Source organism: Streptomyces sp. NPDC029836 (assembly GCF_055574495.1).
On sequence record NZ_JBVHZI010000018.1, the window covers coordinates 1 to 23,355 of the forward strand.

At 73.5% G+C, this 23,355-nt stretch carries 15 protein-coding genes; 10 read left to right on the forward strand and 5 right to left on the reverse strand.

Going from position 1 to position 23,355, the window contains the following annotated elements; genetic code table 11:
- Nucleotides 1-297 precede the first annotated feature (297 nt).
- On the reverse strand, nucleotides 298-1,155 hold the full coding sequence (locus ACZ4XJ_RS32695; protein WP_468498284.1) for an alpha/beta fold hydrolase: 858 nt from the start codon (nucleotides 1,153-1,155) through the stop codon (nucleotides 298-300).
- Between the two features lie 81 nt (nucleotides 1,156-1,236).
- On the opposite strand from ACZ4XJ_RS32695, the gene ACZ4XJ_RS32700 reads away from it, so the two are divergent.
- Nucleotides 1,237-1,791, forward strand: a complete 555-nt coding sequence (locus tag ACZ4XJ_RS32700) for a CGNR zinc finger domain-containing protein (protein WP_362877654.1) — start codon at nucleotides 1,237-1,239, stop codon at nucleotides 1,789-1,791.
- Nucleotides 1,792-1,840: 49 nt separating this feature from the next.
- On the opposite strand, the gene ACZ4XJ_RS32705 is transcribed toward ACZ4XJ_RS32700, so the two are convergent.
- Nucleotides 1,841-3,460, reverse strand: a complete 1,620-nt coding sequence (locus ACZ4XJ_RS32705; protein ID WP_468498285.1) for an MFS transporter — start codon at nucleotides 3,458-3,460, stop codon at nucleotides 1,841-1,843.
- 371 nt (nucleotides 3,461-3,831) lie between these two features.
- Here ACZ4XJ_RS32705 and ACZ4XJ_RS32710 point away from each other — a divergent pair, with 371 nt between their 5' ends.
- Both ACZ4XJ_RS32710 and ACZ4XJ_RS32715 read left to right on the forward strand, forming a co-directional pair.
- On the forward strand, nucleotides 3,832-4,608 hold the full coding sequence (locus ACZ4XJ_RS32710) for an ABC transporter ATP-binding protein (RefSeq protein WP_384004530.1): 777 nt from the start codon (nucleotides 3,832-3,834) through the stop codon (nucleotides 4,606-4,608).
- Nucleotides 4,605-7,181, forward strand: a complete 2,577-nt coding sequence (locus ACZ4XJ_RS32715; protein WP_468498286.1) for an ABC transporter permease — start codon at nucleotides 4,605-4,607, stop codon at nucleotides 7,179-7,181. Before ACZ4XJ_RS32710 ends, ACZ4XJ_RS32715 begins: the two co-directional genes overlap by 4 nt.
- 99 nt (nucleotides 7,182-7,280) lie before the next feature.
- Here the strand turns inward: ACZ4XJ_RS32715 and ACZ4XJ_RS32720 are convergent, their stop codons facing one another.
- Nucleotides 7,281-8,747 carry a DUF2079 domain-containing protein gene (locus ACZ4XJ_RS32720; protein WP_468498287.1) on the reverse strand — a complete coding sequence of 489 codons (1,467 nt, stop codon included), beginning with the start codon at nucleotides 8,745-8,747 and terminating at the stop codon, nucleotides 7,281-7,283.
- Between the two features lie 233 nt (nucleotides 8,748-8,980).
- Between ACZ4XJ_RS32720 and mfd the strand changes: the two genes are divergently transcribed.
- The 3 genes from mfd (at nucleotide 8,981) to ACZ4XJ_RS32735 (ending at nucleotide 14,906) form a co-directional block, all read left to right on the forward strand.
- A complete protein-coding gene (mfd, locus tag ACZ4XJ_RS32725; RefSeq protein WP_362877649.1) occupies nucleotides 8,981-12,514 on the forward strand; it encodes a transcription-repair coupling factor in 3,534 nt (1,177 codons plus the stop codon).
- A 209-nt stretch (nucleotides 12,515-12,723) separates the two neighbouring features.
- Entirely contained in the window at nucleotides 12,724-13,395 is a 672-nt protein-coding gene (locus ACZ4XJ_RS32730) for a hypothetical protein (protein ID WP_362877648.1), read from the forward strand.
- The gene (locus ACZ4XJ_RS32735) at nucleotides 13,392-14,906 is read left to right on the forward strand and encodes a protein kinase domain-containing protein (protein ID WP_384003491.1); all 1,515 of its coding nucleotides are present in this window, start codon (nucleotides 13,392-13,394) and stop codon (nucleotides 14,904-14,906) included. Before ACZ4XJ_RS32730 ends, ACZ4XJ_RS32735 begins: the two co-directional genes overlap by 4 nt.
- A gap of 23 nt (nucleotides 14,907-14,929) precedes the next feature.
- Here the strand turns inward: ACZ4XJ_RS32735 and ACZ4XJ_RS32740 are convergent, their stop codons facing one another.
- On the reverse strand, nucleotides 14,930-17,389 hold the full coding sequence (locus ACZ4XJ_RS32740) for a YfhO family protein (RefSeq protein WP_468498288.1): 2,460 nt from the start codon (nucleotides 17,387-17,389) through the stop codon (nucleotides 14,930-14,932).
- Between the two features lie 177 nt (nucleotides 17,390-17,566).
- Here ACZ4XJ_RS32740 and ACZ4XJ_RS32745 point away from each other — a divergent pair, with 177 nt between their 5' ends.
- The gene (locus ACZ4XJ_RS32745; RefSeq protein ID WP_468498289.1) at nucleotides 17,567-18,193 is read left to right on the forward strand and encodes a SurA N-terminal domain-containing protein; all 627 of its coding nucleotides are present in this window, start codon (nucleotides 17,567-17,569) and stop codon (nucleotides 18,191-18,193) included.
- A gap of 28 nt (nucleotides 18,194-18,221) precedes the next feature.
- Complete coding sequence (locus ACZ4XJ_RS32750; protein ID WP_468498290.1) at nucleotides 18,222-19,304, forward strand: nucleoside triphosphate pyrophosphohydrolase; 1,083 nt, start codon at nucleotides 18,222-18,224, stop codon at nucleotides 19,302-19,304.
- A 26-nt stretch (nucleotides 19,305-19,330) separates the two neighbouring features.
- Here the strand turns inward: ACZ4XJ_RS32750 and ACZ4XJ_RS32755 are convergent, their stop codons facing one another.
- Nucleotides 19,331-20,536: a globin domain-containing protein gene (locus ACZ4XJ_RS32755; protein WP_362877643.1), complete on the reverse strand. Its 1,206-nt coding sequence runs from the start codon at nucleotides 20,534-20,536 to the stop codon at nucleotides 19,331-19,333.
- 121 nt (nucleotides 20,537-20,657) lie between these two features.
- Here ACZ4XJ_RS32755 and ACZ4XJ_RS32760 point away from each other — a divergent pair, with 121 nt between their 5' ends.
- Together ACZ4XJ_RS32760 and ACZ4XJ_RS32765 are read left to right on the forward strand one after the other, a co-directional pair.
- Nucleotides 20,658-21,932, forward strand: a complete 1,275-nt coding sequence (locus tag ACZ4XJ_RS32760) for a cytochrome P450 family protein (RefSeq protein ID WP_468498291.1) — start codon at nucleotides 20,658-20,660, stop codon at nucleotides 21,930-21,932.
- A gap of 114 nt (nucleotides 21,933-22,046) precedes the next feature.
- Complete coding sequence (locus ACZ4XJ_RS32765) at nucleotides 22,047-23,105, forward strand: transglycosylase family protein (RefSeq protein WP_468498292.1); 1,059 nt, start codon at nucleotides 22,047-22,049, stop codon at nucleotides 23,103-23,105.
- Nucleotides 23,106-23,355: the final 250 nt, after the last annotated feature.

The window sequence follows — 23,355 nt, forward strand, 5'->3', positions numbered from 1 at the left end:
CGGGGGGGGGGGGCCGGGGGGGGGGGGGGCCCGGCCCGGGGGGGGGGGGGGGGGGGGGGGGGGGGGGGGGGGGGGGGGGGGGGGGGGGGGGGGGGGGGGGGGGGGGGCCGGGGGCGGGGGGGGGGTGTCGTCCGGGACGGGCATGATTTATGGCGCCCTGTCCGGGGCTGCGTGAGTGGGGGGTGTTGTGCGCCAACAAATCACGTTTTAGTCCCTGACGACACCCCACCCCGTCCCCGTCCCCGACCCGCCTTCGTTTGGGGGTGGGGGGTGTGTGGGGGTGGGGGTGGGGGTGGGTCAGGGGGTGAGGGTGGTGAGGAAGGTGCTGATCAGGGGGGTTATTTGCTTGAGGTGGGTTTCCAGGGCGAAGTGGCCGGCTCCTTCGAAGAGGTGGAGGGCGGCTTCGGGGGTGTCCTGGAGGTAGGCCTTGGCGCCGGCCGGGGTGAAGAAGGGGTCGCCCGTTCCCCAGAGGATCAGCAGGGGCGGGCGGGTGGTGCGGAGCCAGGACTGCCAGGCCGGGTAGTGCGCGAAGTTCGACGCGTAGTCGAAGGCGAGGTCGGCCTGGGCGTCGGCGCGGCCCGGGAGGCCGAGGTAGTGGAGATCGAGCGTCCAGCTGTCGGGGGAGATCCGGGCGGGGTCGGCGACGCCCGTCTCGTACTGGAAGCGGGTGCCCTCCTCGGTGAACAGGCCCCGGACCCGGTCCTCGTCGCCGGGGACGTCGCGGCGCAGGCCGGTGAACGCGCGGGCCGCGTCCGAGAGGCCCTCCTCGTAGGCGTTGCCGTTCTGGACGATCAGGCCGGTCACGCGGTCCGGGTGGCGGGTGGCGAGCCGCAGGCCGACGGGGGCGCCGAAGTCGAAGGCGTAGAGGGCGTAGCGGTCCAGGCCCAGGGCCTCGGTGAAGCCCTCCACCACGTCCGCGAGGCGGTCGAAGGTGTACGTGAAGTCCTCGGGGGTCCGGGTCCGGCCGAAGCCCGGGTAGTCGGGGGCGATCAGCCGGTGCGGTGCGCCGTCGAGGGCGTCCATCAGGCGGGCGAACTGGTGGGAGGAGGTGGGGAAGCCGTGCAGGAGGAGCAGGACCGGGGCGTCGGCGGGGCCGCTCTCGCGGTAGGCGACGCTCACGCCGTTCACGTCCACGGTGCGGTGCATGACAGACATCTAACGCCTCCGGTTGTTGTGTTGGCATTAGCTTTGCTCAGGATTGCTAATGGGTCAAGGGGGTTGGGTATCATTAGGCGTATGACCGTCTTCCCGCTCACGGGCGAGCACCTCGCCCTGGACCTGTTGAACACCCGGCCCACCGTCGGGGATCTGATCGCCGATCCCGCGGGGCTCGCCGCCTGGTGGGCGGAGGAGGCGGGGCGGCTGGGGCCCGTGGGGGAGGTCGGGGACGCCGAGGTCGCGGCCGTGGTGGCGGTACGGGAGGCGGCCGGCCCGGCGCTGGCGGCCGTCCGGCGCGGTGAGCGGCCACCGGACGGGGCGCTGCGCGCGCTCAACGCCGCCCTGGCGGCGGCCCCGGCGCACCGGGAGGTGGCGTGGGTCGAGGGGGACGGGGTCCTGGCGCGCACGGTTCGGGACGCGGATCCGGCGCGGAGGCTCGCGGCCGAACTCGCCGAGGCGGTGGTGGAACTGCTGGCCGGGCCGCGGGTGGCGGAGGTCCGGGAGTGCGAGGCGCACGACTGCTCGTTGCTGTTCCTGCCGGCGCACCCGCGGCGGCGCTGGTGCGTGGCCTCGGCCTGCGGCAACCGGGCCCGGGTGGCCCGGCACTACGCCAGGAGGAAGGAGACCCCGTAGCGGGCTCCGTCGGCCGCTGAGCGGTACCGCCCGTGCGGCGTCGCTCCCGTCAGTCCTGGTCGTCCTTCAGGACCGGGAACTCGCGGGGGGCCAGCAGCAGGAGGACCAGGAGCGCGGCGACGGCGGCGGCCGTCGCGCCGAGGAAGATGTGGTCGACGGCGGCGGCGACCGCCGAGCGCAGGTGGGCGGCGGCGGCCGCGGGGAGGGAGTCCGGGGCGGCCAGCGCCTTCGAGACGTCGTCCAGCCGCTGCGGCAGGCCGGGTAGCGGGGAGTCCGCGAGCCGGGCGGCGATCGTCGCGTTGGCCACGGCGCCCAGCAGCGCGGCGCCCACGCTCTGACCGACGGTGCGGCAGAACAGTACCGAGGCCGTGGTGGTGCCCCGCTCCGCCCAGCCCACCGTGGACTGCACCCCGATCATCAGCGGCAGTTGGAAGAGGCCGAGGGCGAAGCCCAGCAGCAGCATGATCAGCGCGGGCTGCCAGGCCCGCGCGGGGTGCGGGAGCAGGGTGAACGCGAAGAGGATCACCGCGGCCGCCCCGATGCCGAGGACGGCGGTGTCGCGGAAGCCGATGCGCCGGTAGACGTGCTGGCAGAAGGCGGCCGAGATGGGCCAGCTCAGGGTCATCAGGGCCATCACGAACCCGGCGCCGACCGGGCCGAGGCCCAGTACGGTCTGCGCGTACGTCGGCATGAACACCAGCGGGGCCACCATCAGCACGCCCAGCGCGCCCAGGGCCAGGTTCACGGCGGCGATGGTGCGCCGGCGCCACACCCAGCCGGGCAGGATCGGCTCCGGCGCCCGGCGTTCCACCCGGACCACCACCGCGGCCAGCGCGCCGGCGGCCGCGAACAGGGCCAGCGAGGGCGCGGACAGCCAGGGCCAGGCGACGCCGCCCTGCACCAGCGCGAAGAGCAGCACCCCGCCGCAGGCGAAGACGCCGAGGGCGCCCGCCCAGTCGACCGGGCCCCGGGGGCCGTGGGAACGTACGGGTTCGACGAGGTGCCGTGCGGTGAGCCACAGCGCGAGGCCGGCGAGCGGGACGTTGATGAGGAAGGTCCAGCGCCAGCCCGCGTACGCGGCGAGCAGCCCGCCGAGCGCGGGCCCCAGCAGCGAGGACGAGGCCCAGACCGTGGTCATCCGGGCCTGGATCCGCGGCCGTTCCTTCAGCGGGTACAGGTCGGCGGCCAGGGTCTGCACGGTGCTCTGGAGCGCACCGCCGCCCAGCCCCTGGACGATCCGGAAGGCGATGAGCGCGGCCATGTTCCAGGCGGACGCGCACAGGACGGACCCGACGAGGAACAGGGCGGTGCCGAAGAGGAGGACGGGCTTGCGGCCGAAGGTGTCGCTCAGCTTCCCGTACACGGGGAGGGTGACGGTGACGGCGAGGAGGTAACCGGAGAAGAGCCAGGAGAAGACGGAGAACCCGCCGAGGTCGCCGACGATCTGGGGGACGGCGGTGGCGACGATCGTGGTGTCGAGGGCGACCAGGGCCATGCTCAGCATCAGCGAGATGACGACGCGGGTCGGGGGACGCCCGTCGCGGCGCCCGGCCGTACGTCCGGCCGCGGCGTCCTCGCGACGCTCCGCCCGGTCGGCGGAAACGCTTCCCCCGGGGAGGTCCGTCCCGTCCCGGCCGGGGTCCTCCCCCTGCTTCCGCTGCGCCGCCACCGTGCTGCCTCCCCCTCTGTGCCCCCGGCACCCGGACGCGGAGAACACCTTCTCACCAGGGGTGTGTCCGGCGGTATCCCTCACCCCGGACGGTCCGGGGGGCCCGGATCCCCTAGGGGTCGCTCCCCCCGACGGGCCAGGGATCGCTCGTTCCGCCGGATGAGGACGAACGTCCCGCGGCGTCCTTAACTGATGCATACGAGCGGGGACCGGCCTTCACGGGGAGGTGGGGTTAACCCCCCGGTGGATACGGCGATGGGCACCAGCGCGCCGGACACCCCCCGCACCACAGACTTCACGACGGCGACGCACGCACGCGCCGGCGCGCACCGGGCGCGCAGCGAACAGGGGAGAACACCGTGACAACCGCGATGACCGAAACCAGGCACGGGAGTACCGGAGGGCACGGCGCCGTCGCGGCCCGGGCACGCCAGGTCGTCAAGGCCTACGGATCCGGCGAGACCCGCGTCGTCGCCCTCGACACGGTCGACGTGGACATCCACGCGGGCCAGTTCACCGCGATCATGGGCCCCTCCGGCTCCGGCAAGTCCACGCTCATGCACTGCCTCGCCGGCCTCGACACCGTGACCAGCGGACAGATCTTCCTCGACGAGACCGAGATCACCGGCCTCAAGGACAAGAAGCTCACCCAGCTGCGCCGCGACCGGATCGGCTTCATCTTCCAGGCCTTCAACCTGCTGCCCACGCTCAACGCCCTGGAGAACATCACGCTCCCCATGGACATCGCGGGCCGCAAGCCGGACCCGCAGTGGCTGAACCGGGTCGTGGACACCGTCGGTCTCGCGGGCCGCCTCAAGCACCGCCCGACCGAACTCTCCGGCGGCCAGCAGCAGCGCGTGGCCGTGGCCCGCGCCCTCGCGGCCCGCCCGTCGATCATCTTCGGCGACGAGCCGACCGGAAACCTCGACTCCCGCGCCGGCGCCGAAGTCCTGGGCTTCCTGCGCCAGTCGGTGGACGAGCTCGGCCAGACCATCGTCATGGTCACCCACGACCCGGTCGCCGCCTCCTACGCGGACCGCGTCATCTTCCTCGCCGACGGCCGGATCGTCGACGAGATGTTCGGGCCCACCGCGGACCAGGTCCTGGACCGCATGAAGGACTTCGACGCGCGCGGGCGGACCTCGTGACCGTCATGAAGACCGCGCGGCGCAACTTCGTCGCGCACAAGGGCCGGATGGCGCTGTCCGCCATCGCCGTACTGCTGTCCGTCGCCTTCGTGTGCGGCACGCTGGTGTTCACCGACACGATGAACACCACCTTCGACAAGCTCTTCGCCGTCACCAACTCCAACGTCACGGTCTCCCCCAAGGAGGCCGCCGGCGGCGAGGAGGCCCCGGCCACCGGTAAGCCCCGCACCCTGGAGGCCTCGGTCGTCGACAAGGCGAGCCGGGCCGAGGGCGTCCGCTCCGCGCAGGGCGGCGTGCTGTCCATGGCCGTCACCGTGGTCAACGCCAAGAACGAGAACCTGGGTTCGACCACCGGCGCCCCGACCATCGCGGGCAACTGGAGCGACAACGAGCTCAAGTCCATGAAGATCACCTCCGGTCACGCCCCGCGCGGCCCCACCGAGATGATGATCGACAGCGACACCGCGAAGAAGCACCACCTCGCGCTCGGCGACGAACTGCGCACCATCGCCGTCACCGGCGACACCCGCGCCCGGATCAGCGGCATCGCCGCCTTCACCGTCACCAACCCGGGCGCCACGATCGTCTACTTCGACACCGCCACCGCCCAGCGACAACTGCTGGGCGCTCCGGGCACGTTCACGCACGTCAACATCACCTCCAAGGACGGGGTGAGTGACGAGCAGCTCAAGCGGAACGTCGCCGAGGTCCTCGGCGCGGACGCCTACCGGCTCCAGACCGCCAAGGAAGCCGCGGACGCCAACCGCAAGGACGTCGGCTCCTTCCTCGACGTCATGAAGTACGTGATGCTCGGCTTCGCCGGGATCGCCTTCCTCGTCGGCATCTTCCTGATCTTCAACACCTTCTCCATGCTGGTCGCCCAGCGCACCCGGGAGATCGGCCTGATGCGGGCCATCGGCGCCGACCGCGGGCAGATCAACCGGTCCGTCCTGGTCGAAGCCTTCCTGCTCGGCATCGTCGGCTCCCTGCTCGGTGTCGCCGCGGGCGTCGGCCTGGCCGTCGGCCTCATGAAGCTCATGGGTCAGATGGGCATGGAACTGTCCACCGACGACCTGACCATCGCCTGGACCACCCCGGTCCTCGGCATCCTGCTCGGCGTCGTCGTCACCGTCGTCGCCGCGTACGTACCCGGCCGGCGGGCCGGGAAGGTCTCCCCGATGGCCGCCCTGCGCGACGCCGGAACCCCCGGTGACCGCAAGGCCGGCGTCGTACGGGCGGTCCTCGGTCTCCTGCTGACCGGCATCGGCGGCGCGGGCCTGTTCCTCGCGACGGCCGCCGAGAAGGCCTCGGCCGGCTCGATGTGGCTCGGCCTCGGCGTGGTGTTCACGCTCATCGGCTTCATCGTGATCGGCCCGCTGCTCGCGGCCGGCGTGGTGCGGGTGCTGTCCGGAGCGGTCCTGCGGCCCTTCGGCTCCGTCGGCCGGCTCGCCGAACGCAACGCCCTGCGCAACCCGCGCCGCACCGGCGCCACCGCCGCCGCCCTGATGATCGGGCTGGCGCTGGTCGCCTGCCTCTCCGTCGTCGGCTCCTCGATGGTGGCCTCGGCCACCGACGAACTCGACAAGTCGGTCGGCGCGGACTACATCGTCGCCTCCGAGACCGGACAACCGGTCATGCCGCAGGCCGAGCAGGCCATGCGGGCCAACCCGCGCCTGGACCACGTCACCGCCTACCGGGAACTCCCGGCGAAGATCACCGCCCCGGACGGCAGCACCGAGGAGGTGGGCCTCGGCGCCACCGACCCCACCTACGCCCAGGACATCCGGCGCAAGATGGTGGCCGGCGAGCACGCGGCGGCGTACGGCAAGGACGCGATCGGCGTCGGATCGATCTACGCCGAGGCGCACCGCGTCAAGCTCGGTGACGAGCTGACGGTCGCCTTCGTCGGCGGCCGGACGGTCAAGCTCAAGGTCGCGGCCATCACCAGCGACGAGGGCAACCTCGACAAGGGCATGACGTACATCAGCACCGCGCTGGCCGAGGCCTCCGTCCCGGCCGACCGGATGCCGCGCCCGTTCATGCTGCTGGCCACCGCCAAGGACGGCCAGGCCACCACCGCGTACGCCGAGGTCAAGAAGGCCCTCGCGGAGTACCCGCAGTACACCGTGCGCAACCAGGCCGACTACAAGCAGGCGCTGAAGGACCAGGTCGGCCAGCTGCTGAACATGGTCTACGGGCTCCTCGGACTCGCCATCGTCGTCGCCGTCCTCGGCGTCGTGAACACGCTGGCCCTCTCGGTCGTCGAGCGGACCCGCGAGATCGGCCTGATGCGCGCCATCGGCCTCTCCCGCCGCCAGCTGCGCCGCATGATCCGCCTGGAGTCGGTGGTCATCGCCCTCTTCGGCGCCCTGCTGGGCCTCGGGCTGGGCATGGGTTGGGGCGCCGCCGCCCAGCAGCTGCTGGCGCTGGAAGGCCTGAAGGTCCTGGAGATCCCGTGGCCGACCATCCTCGGGGTGTTCGCCGCCTCGGCCCTGGTGGGCCTGTTCGCCGCACTGGTACCGGCCTTCCGGGCGGGGCGGATGAACGTACTGAACGCGATCGCCGGCGAGTAGCTCGCCGGGCGGTCGTACGGGGGGACACCGCCCCGGGCAGCCCGTGGGGGCGGCCCGGGGCGGCGTCGTGCGCGGCGCCGCCGGCGGGGTGCGCGACGCTCAGACGCGGCGCAGGACGACGAGGCCCCGGGCGGTGCCGACCAGGGTGAAGCGGGCCTCCGGGTGCAGCTGCCGGGCGTAGCCGATCGGGTCCTCGCCCGCCCAGCCGGAGGCGTTGTCGTAGGCGAGGTAGTCCGGCAGGACGCCCCCGGTGTCGCCGATCCAGAACACCCGGCAGCGCGAGGTCAGCCGGGTGATCGGCCCGATGTCGCTCTCCACGCTCGCGCCGTCCGGGATCCGGGCCAGGAGCCGCTCGACCGCCCCGACCCGCGCGGGCCGCTCGTACGTGACCGCCTCCCCGAGCCGCGACAGGGGCAGGGTCGTCGCGCTCAGCGCGAGCCCGGCCGCCAGCAGGCCGGCGGGCAGCTGGAGGCAGTACGCGCGCAGCCACGGCCGGGGGGAGCGCCGGGAGGTGTCGAGGGCGTCGACCAGGGCGAGGGCGACGACCGGCATCAGGACCGCGCTGTAGTGCCAGTCGGTGGACCAGTAGTGCTCGTCGCCGGACAGGAACCGCCAGCCCAGCGTCGGCGCGGCGACCAGCAGCAGCGGGGAGCGCAGCGCGAGCAGCCCGGTCGTGGGGACCAGGACCCAGGCGAGCGTGGACAGCTTGGTGCCGAGCGCGTAGAGGGGGCCGGGGCCCGCGCCGTCGAGCTTGTCCCAGTAGGCGTAGCCGTCGGTGGCGAAGGCGGGGATCACCACGGTGAACACCAGGGCGGCGGCCACCACCCCGACGACGGCCGCTGCGAGCGCGGCCCGCGCGGCCCACCGGTCGACGCGCCGGGCCCGCCAGGCGACCACCAGGGCCAGGGCCGCGAGGGTGACCCCGAGGTCCTCCTTGACCAGCAGCAGCGGCAGCCCCCAGCCCAGCGCACACCACCAGCGGCGGGCGAGCAGCGCCTCCATCGCGAAGGCCAGCAGCGGCACCGCGAAGCAGATCTCGTGGAAGTCGAACTCCACGGCCCGCTGGATCCCCCACGACAGCCCGTACGCGGCCCCCAGCGCGAGCCCCCGGGCCGGCCCGAGGAACCGGGCCGCGGCCCGGGTGACGGGCACCGCGGACAGCGCGAACAGCGCCGCCTGCACGACGAGGAGGGTGACCGGGGTCGGGAACACCCGGTAGACGGGGGCGATCAGGGCGATGACCGGACTGAAGTGATCGCCGAGCACGAGGGCGCCCGGCCCCTTCAGGTCCACCACGGGCGGCTGGAGCCAGGCGTAGGCCCGTACGGCCTGCTCGAAGATGCCCAGGTCCCAGGAGAGGGTCTCCATGCGCCGGTGGCGCGACACCGAGAGCACGGCGTACGCGAGGAACAGCGCGGCGGCCAGCAGCCAGGCGTTCCGGTTCGTCCGGAACGCGGCCCCCGGCTCCCGCGGGGCCCGGCGCGGCGCCGGGACGAGCGGGACGGGTGGCGGGGCCGGGGACGCCGGGAGCGCCCCGGCCGCCTTCGGACTCCCGGATATGAACATACGTTCAGGTTGCCATTCCGGCCGGCCGGGTTCGGCCGCGACCCCCTGTTCCGGCCGTGTCCGGAAACCGTCGGGCGGCGCCGGACGGGCGGTCCGCCCCCCTGTGGGGGACGGTGGTGGAGGGGCGGGCGGGCGTAGGGTGGGAACCCCCGGCCCGTTCACGTGTCGGGTCCTTCGCGTTGCCCCGCCCCATGCCCACGGACGCACTCGTCACCGGACGGAAAGCCCCCTTCATGAGCCTGCACGGACTGCTCGACGCCGTCACCCGGGATCCCGCCCTCACCGAGGCGGTCACCGCGGCCGGGGACGGCAACCGGATGCACGTGGACCTCGTCGGCCCGCCGGCCGCCCGGCCCTTCGCGATCGCCGCGCTCGCCCGGCGCACCGGCCGGACGGTGCTCGCCGTGACGGCCACCGGCCGCGAGGCGGAGGACCTGGCCGCCGCGCTGCGCTCGCTGCTGCCCGAGGACGGGGTGGTGGACTACCCGTCCTGGGAGACGCTGCCCCACGAACGGCTGAGCCCGCGCAGCGACACCGTCGGACGCCGCATCGCCGTCCTGCGCCGGCTCGCCCACCCCAGCCCGGACGACCCGGCCGCCGGACCCGTGTCGGTGGTCGTCGCACCGATCCGCTCCGTGCTCCAGCCGCAGGTCAAGGGCCTCGGTGACCTGGTTCCGGTCAGCCTGCGGCAGGGGCAGAGCGTCGACCTGGGCGAGATCACCGCCGCCCTCGCGGCGGCCGCGTACGCCCGCGTCGAGCTGGTCGAGAAGCGCGGCGAGTTCGCCGTCCGCGGCGGCATCCTGGACGTGTTCCCGCCCACCGAGGAGCACCCGCTGCGCGTGGAGTTCTGGGGCGACGACGTCGAGGAGATCCGCTACTTCAAGGTCGCCGACCAGCGGTCCCTGGAGATCGCCGAGCACGGGCTGTGGGCCCCGCCCTGCCGCGAGCTGCTGCTGACCGACGAGGTGCGCGGGCGGGCCGCGGCGCTGGCCGAGCTCCATCCCGAGCTGGGCGAACTGCTCCACAAGATCGCCGAGGGGATCGCCGTCGAGGGCATGGAATCCCTCGCCCCGGTCCTCGTCGACGACATGGAACTGCTGATCGACGTCCTGCCCGCCGGGGCGATGGCCGTGGTCTGCGACCCGGAGCGGGTCCGTACCCGGGCCTCCGACCTGGTGGCGACCTCCCAGGAGTTCCTGATGGCCTCCTGGGCGGCCACCGCCGGCGGCGGCGAGGCGCCCATCGACGTCGGCGCGGCCTCCCTGCGGGGCATCGCGGACGTCCGCGAGCACGCCCGCGAGCTGGGCATGATGTGGTGGTCGGTGTCGCCGTTCGCCGCCGACGAGGACACCGTCGGCGGGGACACCCTCAAGCTCGGCATGCACGCCCCCGAGGCCTACCGCGGCGACACCGCCCGGGCGCTCGCCGACACCAAGGGCTGGCTCGCCGACGGTTGGCGCACCGTCTTCCTCACCGAGGGCCACGGCCCGGCCGTACGTACCGTCGAGGTCCTCGGCGGCGAGGGCATCGCCGCCCGGCTGGAGCCGGGCCTCGCGAAGCTCGAACCGTCCCTCGTGCACGTGGCCTGCGGCTCCCTCGACAACGGCTTCGTCGACCCGGCCCTGAAGCTGGCCGTCCTCACCGAGACCGACCTGACCGGCCAGCGCACCGCCACCAAGGACCTCGGCCGGATGCCGACCCGGCGCCGCAAGTCCGTCGACCCCCTCACCCTGGAGGTCGGCGACTACATCGTCCACGAGTCGCACGGCGTCGGCCGGTACGTGGAAATGGTGCAGCGCACCGTGCAGGGCGCCACCCGCGAGTACCTCCTCGTCGAATACGCCCCCGCCAAGCGCGGCCAGCCCGGCGACCGCCTCTACATCCCCACCGACCAGCTGGAGCAGGTCACCAAGTACGTCGGCGGCGAGGCCCCGACCCTGCACCGGCTCGGCGGCGCCGACTGGACCAAGACCAAGGCGCGCGCGAAGAAGGCCGTCAAGGAGATCGCCGCCGACCTCATCAGGCTCTACAGCGCCCGCATGGCGGCCCCCGGACACACCTTCGGCCCGGACACCCCCTGGCAGCGCGAACTGGAGGACGCCTTCCCGTACGCGGAGACGCCCGACCAGCTCACCACCATCGCCGAGGTCAAGGAGGACATGGAGAAGTCGGTCCCGATGGACCGGCTGATCTGCGGCGACGTCGGCTACGGCAAGACCGAGATCGCGGTCCGGGCCGCCTTCAAGGCCGTCCAGGACGGCAAGCAGGTCGCCGTGCTCGTCCCGACGACCCTGCTCGTGCAGCAGCACTTCGGCACCTTCTCCGAGCGGTACGCGCAGTTCCCCGTCGTGGTGAAGGCGCTGTCCCGCTTCCAGAGCGAGACCGAGTCGAAGGCCACCCTGGAGGGACTCAAGGAGGGCTCGGTCGACATCGTCATCGGCACCCACCGACTGTTCTCGCAGGAGACGAAGTTCAAGGACCTGGGCCTGGTCATCGTCGACGAGGAGCAGCGCTTCGGCGTCGAGCACAAGGAGCAGCTGAAGAAGCTCCGCGCCAACGTCGACGTGCTGACGATGTCCGCCACCCCGATCCCGCGCACCCTGGAGATGGCGGTGACCGGCATCCGCGAGATGTCGACGATCACCACCCCGCCGGAGGAACGGCACCCGGTGCTGACCTTCGTCGGCCCGTACGAGGAGAAGCAGATCGGCGCGGCGATCCGCCGCGAGCTGCTCCGCGAGGGCCAGTGCTTCTACATCCACAACCGGGTCGAGTCCATCGACCGGGCGGCCGCGAAGCTGCGCGAGATCGTGCCCGAGGCGCGGATCGCGACCGCGCACGGCCAGATGTCCGAACAGGCCCTGGAACAGGTCGTGGTGGACTTCTGGGAGAAGAAGTTCGACGTCCTGGTGTCGACGACGATCGTCGAGTCGGGCATCGACATCTCCAACGCCAACACCCTCATCGTGGAGCGCGGCGACAACTTCGGCCTGTCGCAGCTGCACCAGCTGCGCGGCCGTGTCGGTCGAGGCCGCGAGCGCGGGTACGCGTACTTCCTGTACCCGCCGGAGAAGCCGCTGACGGAGACCGCGCACGAGCGGCTCGCGACGATCGCCCAGCACACCGAGATGGGCGCCGGCATGTACGTCGCCATGAAGGACCTGGAGATCCGCGGCGCGGGCAACCTGCTGGGCGGTGAGCAGTCCGGACACATCGCGGGCGTCGGCTTCGACCTGTACATCCGCATGGTCGGCGAGGCGGTCGCCGACTACCGGGCCGCCGTCGACGGCGGGGTGGAGGAGGAGCCGCCGCTGGAGGTGAAGATCGAGCTGCCGGTCGACGCGCACGTCCCGCACGACTACGCCCCCGGCGAGCGGCTGCGCCTCCAGGCCTACCGGTCCATCGCCGCGGCCAACTCGGAGGCGGACATCAAGGCGGTGCGGGAGGAACTCACCGACCGCTACGGCAAGCTGCCGGAGCCCGTGGAGAACCTGCTGCTGGTGGCGGGGCTGCGGATGCTGGCCCGGGCCTGCGGGGTCGGTGACATCACCCTCCAGGGCCCCAACGTCCGCTTCGGACCGGTGGAGTTGCGCGAATCGCAGGAGCTGCGACTGAAGCGGCTCCACCCCGGTACGGTCCTCAAGCCCGCGACCTCGCAGGTGCTGGTGCCGAGGCCGAAGACCGCGCGGGTCGGCGGGAAGCCGCTGGTCGGCCGGGAGCTCCTCGGCTGGACCGGGGAGTTCCTCACCACGATCCTCGGCTCGTAGTCGGGTCCCCGTACGCCCACCCGGCTCGAAGTCCGCCGGCTGCGGCTGCCCTCCAGGGCCTCCACGACGGCCGTCGGGCGGATCCGTCCCGCCCGAGTGACACCTGTGCGGCGACCCTGCAACGGTTGGGTCCATCCCCTCACGGACGGCCGGAAAGGCTGTATACGCTCATACCCGCAAACCGTCCGCACGGCCCGTCAGGAGCACCGATGCACGCCCCCGGCATCCCGCCGCAGCAAGGCCCCCACGGCCACCGTCCCACTTCCTCCACCGTGGTGACGCTGCGCGTGCTGTTCGCGGTGCTCCCCGTGATCAGCTGCGGCTTCCTCGCCTGGGGCGCGATGCTGCGCCTGGCCCTGGTGACCCGCAGGTCGCGCGACTGGATCCTGCTCGTCGTCAGCGGCCTGCTCGCCGTCGTCTGGATGACCTTCATCCAACTCGACCCGACCGCCGAGACCGACGGCTGGCAGGGCAACCTCGGCGCCGGCGGCTCGATCCTCACCGGCTTCGCGACCTGCGTCTACTTCCTCATCGCCGACATCAAGCACCACGAGGCCCTCGCCTCCGCGCCGCCGGCCGCCGGCTGGTACCCGCAGCCCACCGGCGGGCCCCCTTACATGCCGCCGCAGCAGCAGACCAACCCCGCCTACGGGTACCCGCCCGCGCACACCCCCGTGCCCGGCCCCGCGCACACCCCCGTGCCCGGCGTACCGCGGAACCCGCCGCACGCCACCCCGCCGCCGCGCATCGGGCAGGTCCGCGCCGAACTGGACGAGCTCAGCGAACTCCTGCGCCGGCCGCAGCCACCGCAGCAGCCGCCGCGGCCCGGGGGCCCGTACCAGGACCCGAACGACACGGCCCGCCAGGACCGTGACAAGTGACCGAGGGGGAACGCCTCATCGGTGAGCGCTACCAGCTCGCCACCATCCTCGGACAGGGCGGCATGGGCCAGGTCTGGACGGCCTACGACCGCCGCCTGGACCGCCGCGTCGCCGTCAAACTGCTGCGCCCCGACAAGGTGGCCGGCCCCGGCACCGTCGCCGAGGAACTGCGCCGCCGCTTCGTGCGCGAGTGCCGCGTCACCGCCCAGGTCGACCACCCCGGGCTGGTCACCGTCCACGACGCGGGCAGCGACGGCGACGAGCTGTACCTCGTCATGGGCTACGTCGAGGGCTCCGACCTCGCCGACCACCTCGCCGAACACGACCCCTATCCCTGGCCGTGGGCCGTCTCCGTGGTCGCGCAGCTGTGCGCCGTCCTGTCGGCCGTGCACGCGGTGCCGATCGTCCACCGCGACCTGAAGCCGCGCAACGTGATGATCCGCCCTGACGGCACCGTCCTGGTCCTCGACCTCGGCGTCGCCTCCGTCATGGACACCGACACCACCCGTCTCACCAGCACCGGCACGCCCATCGGCAGCCCCGCCTACATGGCGCCCGAGCAGGCCATGGGCGGCGCCGTCGGCCCGTACACCGACCTGTACGCCCTCGGCGTGCTGCTGTACGAACTCCTCAGCGGCAACGTCCCGTTCGCCGGCTCCACCGCCCTCGGCGTCCTCCACCGGCACCTGTACGAGCCGCCGCTGCCCGTGCGCGGCGCCCGCCCGGAGATCCCGCGCGAACTGGAGGAGCTGCTGATGCGCCTCCTCGCCAAGGACCCCCAGGACCGGCCCGGCTCCGCGCAGGAGGTCTACGAGGCCCTCGCCCCGCTGCTGCCCACCCGCGGCAGCCGGCTCCCGTCCGGCCCGCTCGACCCGACCCGCCCCTTCCTGCGCCCCCAGGCCCCCTGGCCCGACCGCGCGGCCGTCGTCCCGCCGCGGCCGGCCGACCCGCCGACGCCGCCCCGGCCCGACATCCCCGGCGCCGTCGACGAGGCCCGCAAGCTCCTCGACCAGGGCCGCCTCACCCAGGCCGTGGACATCCTCGGCGGCATCCTGCCGGCCGCCGCCGCCGAACACGGGGAGCACTCCCCGGTGGTCCGCTCCCTGCGCAAGCAGTACGCGGCCACCCTGATGGACGACGGCCAGTACCGCCGCGCCCTGCCCGAACTGCGCCGCCTCGCCGACGAGTTCCCCGCCGGCGATGCCCAGGCGCTGCGCTTCCGCTACGACGCGGCCCAGTGCCTGGAGCAACTCGGCGAACCGGCGGCGGCCCTCGCGGAGTACCGCTCCCTGCTCCCGCTCTTCGAGAACCACTACGCCAACCCGGACCCGGGCCTGCCCCTGGAGGTCCGCCGCCGCATAGCGCACCTGCTGCTCTCCCTCGGCGACCGGCCGGGCGCCCATGACACCCTGGTCCGGCTCCTGTTCGACGCGGACCGCGTCCACGGCCCGGGCCACCCGCTGCCGGTGGAGGTCCGCCGCACCCTCCAGTGGCTGGGCCAGGTCCGCTGACGCGGCTGCCCTGGTGCTGTGACCTAGGCTCCCGCGCCCCGCTGCCGGCGCCGGTACGCCGAGCCCAGCAGGACCGCCGCCGCCACCGCGGCCACCGCCGCGCCGGGCAACAGGCCCGGCGGCCGGAACCCGCAGTCCAGGGTGGTGGTGCGGCCGTCCAGCGGGACGGCGACCAGGCCCAGGCGCTCCCCGGCCGGCCGGCCGTCGCAGGTCCAGCCCGCGACGGCCGGCACCGACAGGACCGCCGTGCCCGTACGGCCCGGAGGCAGGGTCGCGCGCACGCCCGACGCGGAGACCCGTACGGAGGTCGCGGCCGAGGCGCGCAGCGCGTCCACCGCCGCGTCCAGTCGGGGCCGGTCCAGACAGGACAGGGTCCAGGCCGCCGGTTCGGGGCGGTCGAAGACCAGCTTCGAGGCGGGGCCGTGCGAGACGCCCATCGGTTGGAGCGCGGCCCGGTTGCGGGGCGCCCACCCGTTCAGCCGGAAGGCGGGGCCGTCCGCGAGGCGGGCCGTGGCGTTGTACTCCGGCGCCCACAGGAAGGCCTCCGTGCCCGCGCGGCAGACCCCGGGGGCGACCGGGTCCTCGTACACCCGCGCACCCAGCAGCAGTTCCTGGTTGGCGAAGGGCGAGTCCCCGTAGGCGGGCGGCGGGCCCGGGGGGCGGACCGTCACCAGCGGCGGGACCTCGGCGCGGGCCACGGTGCCGTCGGGCCTCAGCCGGGCACCGACCGCGAACACCGCGTCCGTCACCGGGTTGTCGAGGCTCTGGACGTTGCGGCCCCGCGAGGTCCAGCCCGCGCCCAGCGCCGCCATCGAGCGGGTGAACACGTCCGGGGTGTGGCTGCTGTAGTACGCGCCGCCCTCACCGCCCAGCAGCATCGGGTCGTTGCCCGACAGCGCCGGCCGGCCCGGGTCCGTCCGGTACGCGGGCCAGCCGTCGGCCGCCGCCAGGACCGCGGCCCGGGCCGTGTGGCCGGCGCCCCAGGACGGGTAGTCGTCCAGCCCGCCCAGCTTCCCCTTGTGCCCGTACGCCGTCGTCGCCGCGGCCTGCGTGCCCAGCACCGCGACCAACAGGGCCGCCGCCAGCGGCGCCGCCCGGCGCCGTCCCAGCGCCCACCACGCCCAGCCGGACGCCGCCAGACCGGCGCCGAACAGGGCCACTCCCCACGTCGTCGTCAGCCCGCTGCCGGCCGCCGCCACCGCCACGACCGTCACCAGGACGCCCGCGCCCGCCGCGAGCGCCCGCACCCCGGGCAGCCCGGCGGCCAGCCCCGACCAGGCGGCGATCACCACGATCCCGGCCAGCACGAAGGTCTGCCGGTACGGGCTGCCGTTCGGCGTCGCGAACACGTGCCACGCCAGATGGGTCGGCGCCCACTGCAAGGACAGCAGCACGGCGGCCGGTAGCCCCGCCCACCACCACCGGGTCCGGGCCGGCAGCGCCCGGTGGAACGGCAGCGCCGCCACGAGCAACAGGGTCCCGGTGCCCACGAACAGGGCGGGGGAGGAGAACGAGTACGTCGCCGGCAGCAGCCGGGCGAACAGGTCCGGCCACGGCACCGGCCGGAACTCCTTGAACCAGCCCGGATAGGCCTGCTTCGAGCTGAGGAACAGCGGCACGAGCAGCGGCGCCGCCAACGCGATGCCCAGCAGCGTCGTCACCGCCCCGCGCAGGCACACCCGGACCCGCTCGCGGACCTCGTCCCGGGTCAGCGCCACCCGGACGAGCAGGACCAGGGCCGCGCCCAGCGTGGCCATGTACGCGGTGTAGAAGTTCGCCGTCCAGCACAGCGCCACCACCAGCGCCCCCGCCACCGGACGGCGCGAACGCAGCGCCCATTCGCCGGTCAGGCACAGCAGCGGGAAGGCGATCAGCCCGTCCAGCCACATCGGGTTGTAGGCGGCCTCGACCACCGACCAGCCGCACAGCGCGTACGAGGCGCCCAGCAGGCCCGCCGCCCACCACGGCCCGCGCCGCTGGGCGCGCAGCAGCCAGGCCATCGCCGCCGCGGCGGCGGCCGTCTTGAGCACGGTGACCACGTACACCGCGAGGTCGATGTCGGCGCGCGGGAAGAACGCCACCAGGACGGCGAACGGGCTGGACAGGTACGTCCCCAGGTCCGGCAGGAAGCTGGTGCCGTACCCGGCGCGCCAGTTGAACAACAGACCGCCCTCGGCCCGCCCGTGCAGCAGGTCCCACAGCTGCGCGTGGAAGGGGACGAACTGGTTCCCGAGGTCGTTGACGCTGCGGTGGCGCGGACCGTACGGGAAGACCCGCGCGACGGCGTCCCCCGCGCAGACGGCGGCCGTCGTGATCAGGGCGGCCAGTGCGGCCCCGGCCGAGGCGGCGCGGCGACCGGCCCGGAGCCGGGAGGCGGCCGCGGAGCCCGTCGCGGGGTCCGCCGAGGGGTCCGCCGAGGGGGCCGGACCGGCGTCCGCGGCGCGGGCGGCGGAGCGGTGCGGGGCGTGCTGCGATGTCGACATGGTGGGCCGACCTTCCCAGGAACGGAGGACGTGGCGGTGGCCGGGGAGTGAACTCGTACCCCAACACCCCCGGAATCGTTGGTCGAACCGGTGGCTCGGGCCACCCTGACTGCATACCATCGATCACCGCACGGCCCTTGTGCACCGACGCACAATCTCCCGGCCCTGGAGGCTCCTTTGCACCGTCGCACAGCGCTCTCCGTCTCCGCCGTCCTGCTCGTGGCGGCTCCCCTGCTGTCGGCCTGCTCGGGCGAGACCCGCCCCGGCACCGCGGCCGTCGTGGGCGGTGAACGGATCACCACCTCCGCGCTCCAGGCCCAGGTGAACGACGTCCGCACCGCGCAGAACCGTTCCGAGCAGGGTGCCCAGCTCATCGAGGCCAGCGCCGGCCTGGAACGCACCAAACTCAACAAGATGATCCAGACCGCCGTCCTGGAGCACGCCGCCAAGGCCGCCGGGGTGTCGGTGACCACCAAGGAGATCGAGGGCGTCCACAAGGCCCAGCTCCAGCAGGCGGGCGACGAGAAGACCCTGCGGGCGGCCGCCCTCCAGCAGGCGCAGCTGGCGCCCGGCCAGATGGAGGCCGACGCCCGCTTCAAGCTGCTGCGCGACAAGCTGTTCGCGCACTACGGCAACCAGGAGAAGGCCCTGGCCCAGCTCGGCGCGGCGGCCAAGGACCTCGACATCGAGGTCAACCCGCGCTACGGCCGCTGGGACGCCCAGCAGATCCTGCTCGGCGACCAGGAGACCCCGTGGATCACCCAGCGCACCCGGCCCGAGCAGGCTCCCCCCGCCGGGGCCTGAGCCGGCGCGACGGAGGTAGGTTCGGAGGGTGACCGACCACACCGCCGAACCCACCCCCGCCGCTCCCGCCGCCGCTCCGGCCCCCGCCGACGGACGGACCCCCGTCCCGGCCGGCCGCATCGTGCTGCTGACCGCGAGCCACCGGGTCGCCCCCGGGCTGCTGTCCTGGCCCGCCTGGCGGACCCTGCACGACGCGGACCGGGTGCTGTGCGCCGACCCGGGGCACCCGCAGCTGCCGTACCTGCGCGAGGCGGGCGTCAGCGTGGAGCAGGTCGCCCCCGACGCGCACGAGCTGGTCGAGGCCTGCGCCGGCGGCCGTACGGTCGTGGTGATCCCGGGCGGGGAGGGCGACGGCCGACTCACCGACGGGCTGGCCCGCCTCGCCGGCTCCGGCCGCGTCTCCATGCCCGACCTGGAGCTGCTGCCCGGCTCGTACGACCTGCCCGGCGCCCGACTGCTCGACGTGGTACAGGTGATGGACCGGGTCCGGCGCGAGTGCCCCTGGACCTCCCGGCAGACCCACGAGGGGCTGGTGAAGTACGCGCTGGAGGAGGCGTACGAGCTGGTCGAGGCGATCGAGGGCGGGGACCGCGCCGAACTGCGCGAGGAGCTCGGCGACGTGCTGCTCCAGGTCGTCTTCCACGCCCGGATCGCCCAGGAGGGCGTCACGGACGACGAAGGAGCGGAGACCGACGCCGACGACGCCGACGACGAAGCCGCCGTCGGGCCGTTCTCCATCGACGACGTGGCCGGTGACCTGGTCGACAAGCTCATCCGCCGGCACCCGCACGTGTTCGGCGACGAGAAGGCCGACACCCCGGAGGAGGTCCACGCGCACTGGCAGGCCACCAAGGCCGTCGAGAAGCAGCGCGCGTCGGTGACCGACGGGGTCCCGCTCGCCCAGCCCGGGCTCGCGCTCGCCGCCAAGCTCGCGGGTCGGGTCCGCGCGGCGGGGCTTCCCGTGGAGCTGCCCGAGGGCGAGGGGATCGGCCGGGAACTGCTGGCGCTGGCGGCGCGCGCCGAGGAGGCGGGAACGGATCCCGAGACCGCGCTCCGCGTGGCGGCCCGCGCCTACCGGGACGCGATCCGGGCGGCCGAGGGCCTCGCGTAGCGCCGGCGCCCGGTGGCGAGGGCGGCTCAGTCCTCGCGCGGGGCGCGTCCGGAAGGGTTGTGCCAGTGCGTGGCGGGCCGGTCCAGGAACCACTCGCCGAAGCCGGTCGGCCGGTTCGGGGCGGCACCGACCGGCGGAACGGTGTCGTGGAAGAGGCGGTCCGGGCGGGCCCCGAGCCCTTCCAGCAGCTGAACGGTCTCCTCGACGAACTGCGGCGGCCCGCTGAGGTAGACGTCCTGCTCCCGCCACAGGCCCCGGTTGCTGAGCGCGGTCGCCAGCCGCTCGGTCGCCTGGTTGCGGTGCCGGCCGGGGGCGGGCGTGATGTAGGTGACGGCGAGCCAGCGCAGCTCGGCGGCGTACGCGTCGATCAGCGGCCGGTCGTAGAGGTGCGCGGCGTCCCGGGCGACCGCGAAGAGCCGTACGTCGTGATCGGGAGGACGCTCCACGAGGTCCTCCAGCATGGCGCGGACGGGCGCCCAGCCGGTCCCGGCGGCGATGAGGGTGACCGGCCGGTCCGCGCGCCGCAGGGTCAGCGCCCCGCCGGGCGCGCCGAGCCGCAGCCGTTCGCCGGGCCGGACCTCGCGGACCAGGGCGGTGCTGAGCCGGCCGCCTTCGATGCGGCTGACGTGGAGGTCGACGGTGCCGTCGGAGCGGGGCGCGTTGCCAAGCGAGTACGTCCGCCAGGTGGTCGGCACGCGCGCGCTGCACACGCTCACGTACTGGCCGGGGAGATGGGGGAGGGGCGCGTGCGGCCGCAGGGTCAGTACGGCGATGTCGTCCCCGTACTGGAGGTGCCGCACGATCTCGGCGTCCCACCAGGGCGGTGAGTCGTCGTCGGCGGCGCCGGCCGTCATCATGTCGGCGATCACCTGGTAGGCCTCGGCCCAGGCCTTCTCGGTGGCCGGGGTCCACGCCTCGCCGGAGGTCTCGGCGAGCGCGGCCAACAGACTGGCGCCGACGGCCGCGTAGTGCTCCGGGCCGACGAGGAACTTGCGGTGGTCACGGCCGAGGTCGCGGAGGTAGGGCAGGAGGAGGGCCTCGTCCTCCAGCCGGGAGACCACCTGGGTGAGGGCCGCGAAGAGCCGGTCCCGCTGCCGCTCCATGTCCTGCGGGGCGGGCGGGAAGAGCTCGCGGAACCCGGGGTTGTGCCAGAACAGGTGGGAGTAGAAGTACTTGACCGCGTGCTCGGCCCTCCTCTCCACCACCGCGAAGCTGCTCTTCAAGATCCTCACATCCACAAAACCGAAAGTAGGAACGGCGGGGAACGGGACGTCAAGGGATGGCCGATCTGCGGACAGCCGCGACGAACCCCCCATATCGGAGCACCCGTACGGTCCGGGATACGGTCTGCGGGTGCATGAGCAGACCTCCGCGACCCCGGCCGACTCCGCCCCCACCGAGGGGCCGACCCTGTTCGACTGGGAGTTCGCGACCGACCCCTACCCCGCCTACGCCTGGCTGCGCGAGCACTCCCCGGTGCACCGCACCAAGCTCCCGAGCGGGGTGGAGGCCTGGCTGGTCACCCGCTACGCCGACGCCCGACAGGCCCTCGCCGACCAGCGCCTGAGCAAGAACCCCGCGCACCACGCCGCGCCCGCCCACGCCAAGGGCCGGACGGGCATCCCGGGGGAGCGCAAGGCGGAGCTGATGACGCACCTGCTGAACATCGACCCGCCGGACCACACCCGGCTGCGCCGACTGGTGTCGAAGGCGTTCACCCCGCGCCGCGTCGCCGAGTTCGCCCCGCGCGTGCAGGAGCTCACCGACCACCTGATCGACGCCTTCGCCGCGAAGGGGGAGGCCGACCTCATCCACGAGTTCGCCTTCCCGCTCCCCATCTACGCCATCTGCGAGATGCTCGGGGTACCGCGCGAGGACCAGGACGACTTCCGCGACTGGGCCGGGATGATGATTCGGCACGGAGGGGGCCCGCGCGGCGGGGTCGCCCGCTCGGTCAAGCAGATGCGGACGTATCTCGGGGAACTCATCCACCGGAAACGGGACGACCTCGGCAATGACCTCATCTCCGACCTGATCCGGGCAAGCGACCACGGTGACCACCTCACCGAGGCCGAGGCCACGGCGATGGCGTTCATCCTGCTGTTCGCCGGCTTCGAGACGACCGTGAACCTCATCGGCAACGGCGTCCACTCCCTCTTCATGAACCCGGAACAACGCGAGCGGCTCCAAGCCTCGCTCGCCGCGGGCGAGAGCGCCCTCCTGGAGACCGGGGTCGAGGAACTCCTGCGCCACGACGGCCCGGTGGAGCTGGCCACCTGGCGGTTCGCGACCGTCCCGCTGACCCTCGGCGGGCAGGAGATCGCCACCGGCGACCCGGTGCTGGTGGTCCTCGCGGCGGCCGACCGGGATCCGGAACGGTTCGCCGATCCGGACACCCTGGACCTGTCCCGGAGTGACAACCAACACCTCGGGTACGGCCACGGGATCCACTACTGCCTGGGCGCTCCGCTCGCCCGGCTCGAAGGACAGACGGCGCTCGCGACTTTGCTGACGCGTCTGCCGGATCTGGAACTTGCCGTTCCCCCCACGGACCTGCGCTGGCGCGGCGGACTCATCATGCGTGGCCTGCGCACGCTTCCGGTTCGCTTCACACCTCGAAACAACTGAGTCGTTTCCTGACGCCGTCTGATCACACGTCAGTCGCCGACCGAACTTGTGACAATCGTTCGAAGGCCGCTAGGTTCTGCCGTTACCCCGCCGTTATGCGAAAGGTAAAGCCTCATGCGTTCCGGGAACGGCCGCCACAGACGCCCCCGCCAGGTACCCGCCCTGGTCGTCACCGCCGGAGTCACAGGCTCCGCACTCGCCCTGCCCCTGCTCGCCGCGACGAACGCGAGCGCGGCCGACACGACCACGTGGGACAAGGTGGCCGACTGCGAGAGCGGCGGCAGCTGGAGTGCCAACTACGGCAGCGGCGAGTACGGCGGGCTCCAGTTCACCCAGGAGCAGTGGAGGAACGCGGGCGGACTCGCCTACGCGGAGCGCCCGGACCTCGCCAGCCGCTCCCAGCAGATAGCCATCGGCGAGAAGGTGCTGGCCTCGCAGGGCCCCCAGGCGTGGCCGCTGTGCGCCGCCTCGGCCGGACTGACCCAGCAGGGCCCGGCCGCCGCGGTGGACCCGGGTGACCCCCGGCCCGCCGGGCCGGTCGCCCCCGCCCCCGTACGGCCCGACGGTTCGGTGCCCGTCGCGGGCTCCGAGCCCGCCGTCGACTTCGGGGCCCCGACCCCGCAGCCGGCGCAGGGTGGCCCGTCCACCGGCCCGACCGGCCTGCCGGACTACCCGCAGGGCCCCGCCGGCGGACTGCCCGTCATGCCCGACCCGGACTCCCCGGCCCCGTCCACGGACCCGACGGTCCCGCCGACGACCGCGCCGCCCACCACGACCCCGCCGACCACGGCGCCCACCACGCCGGTGGACCCGAGGGCCCCCGGAACCCCGACCGTTCCGGGCACCCCCACCGTTCCGGGGGACCCGACGGCGCCCACGGCCCCGCTCACCCCGGGTGCCACGCCCTCGGCCGTGCCGGCCGGCGCGATCGACGCAGCGGTCGACGGAGCGGGCAAGCACCGCGGTCCGGCGGCCGTCGAGCCGCACGGCTCGTCTGACGCCGCGTCGACCCCCTCGTACACGGTCAAGGCCGGCGACAGCCTCACCGCGATCGCCGACGCCCAAGGCCTCAAGGGTGGTTGGAACACGCTCTACGCGGCCAACGAGCAGGTCATCGGCGGGAACGCGGACCTCATCAAGCCGGGTCAGAACCTGGATCTAACCAAGGAATAGGGGCAGTTCGCCCAGTCGGAAAGAGCTGAATGTCCGTTATCGGCAAATGAGACATGCGTCTCTTCCGATCAACTGGCGTGTCTCGTTCCGGAACTTCCACAAACCCGCCCCTCACCTGCGTAAACGTACTTTTGAGGAACGCAAGGAGGCCGGTTTCTCCCTGATGTCGCGCGTTGAACATCAGGGGGAGACCTGTCTACCTTCTGAGTCGCTCGCCACCGCGGGCTCCTTCGACCGCATCGCCGAATCC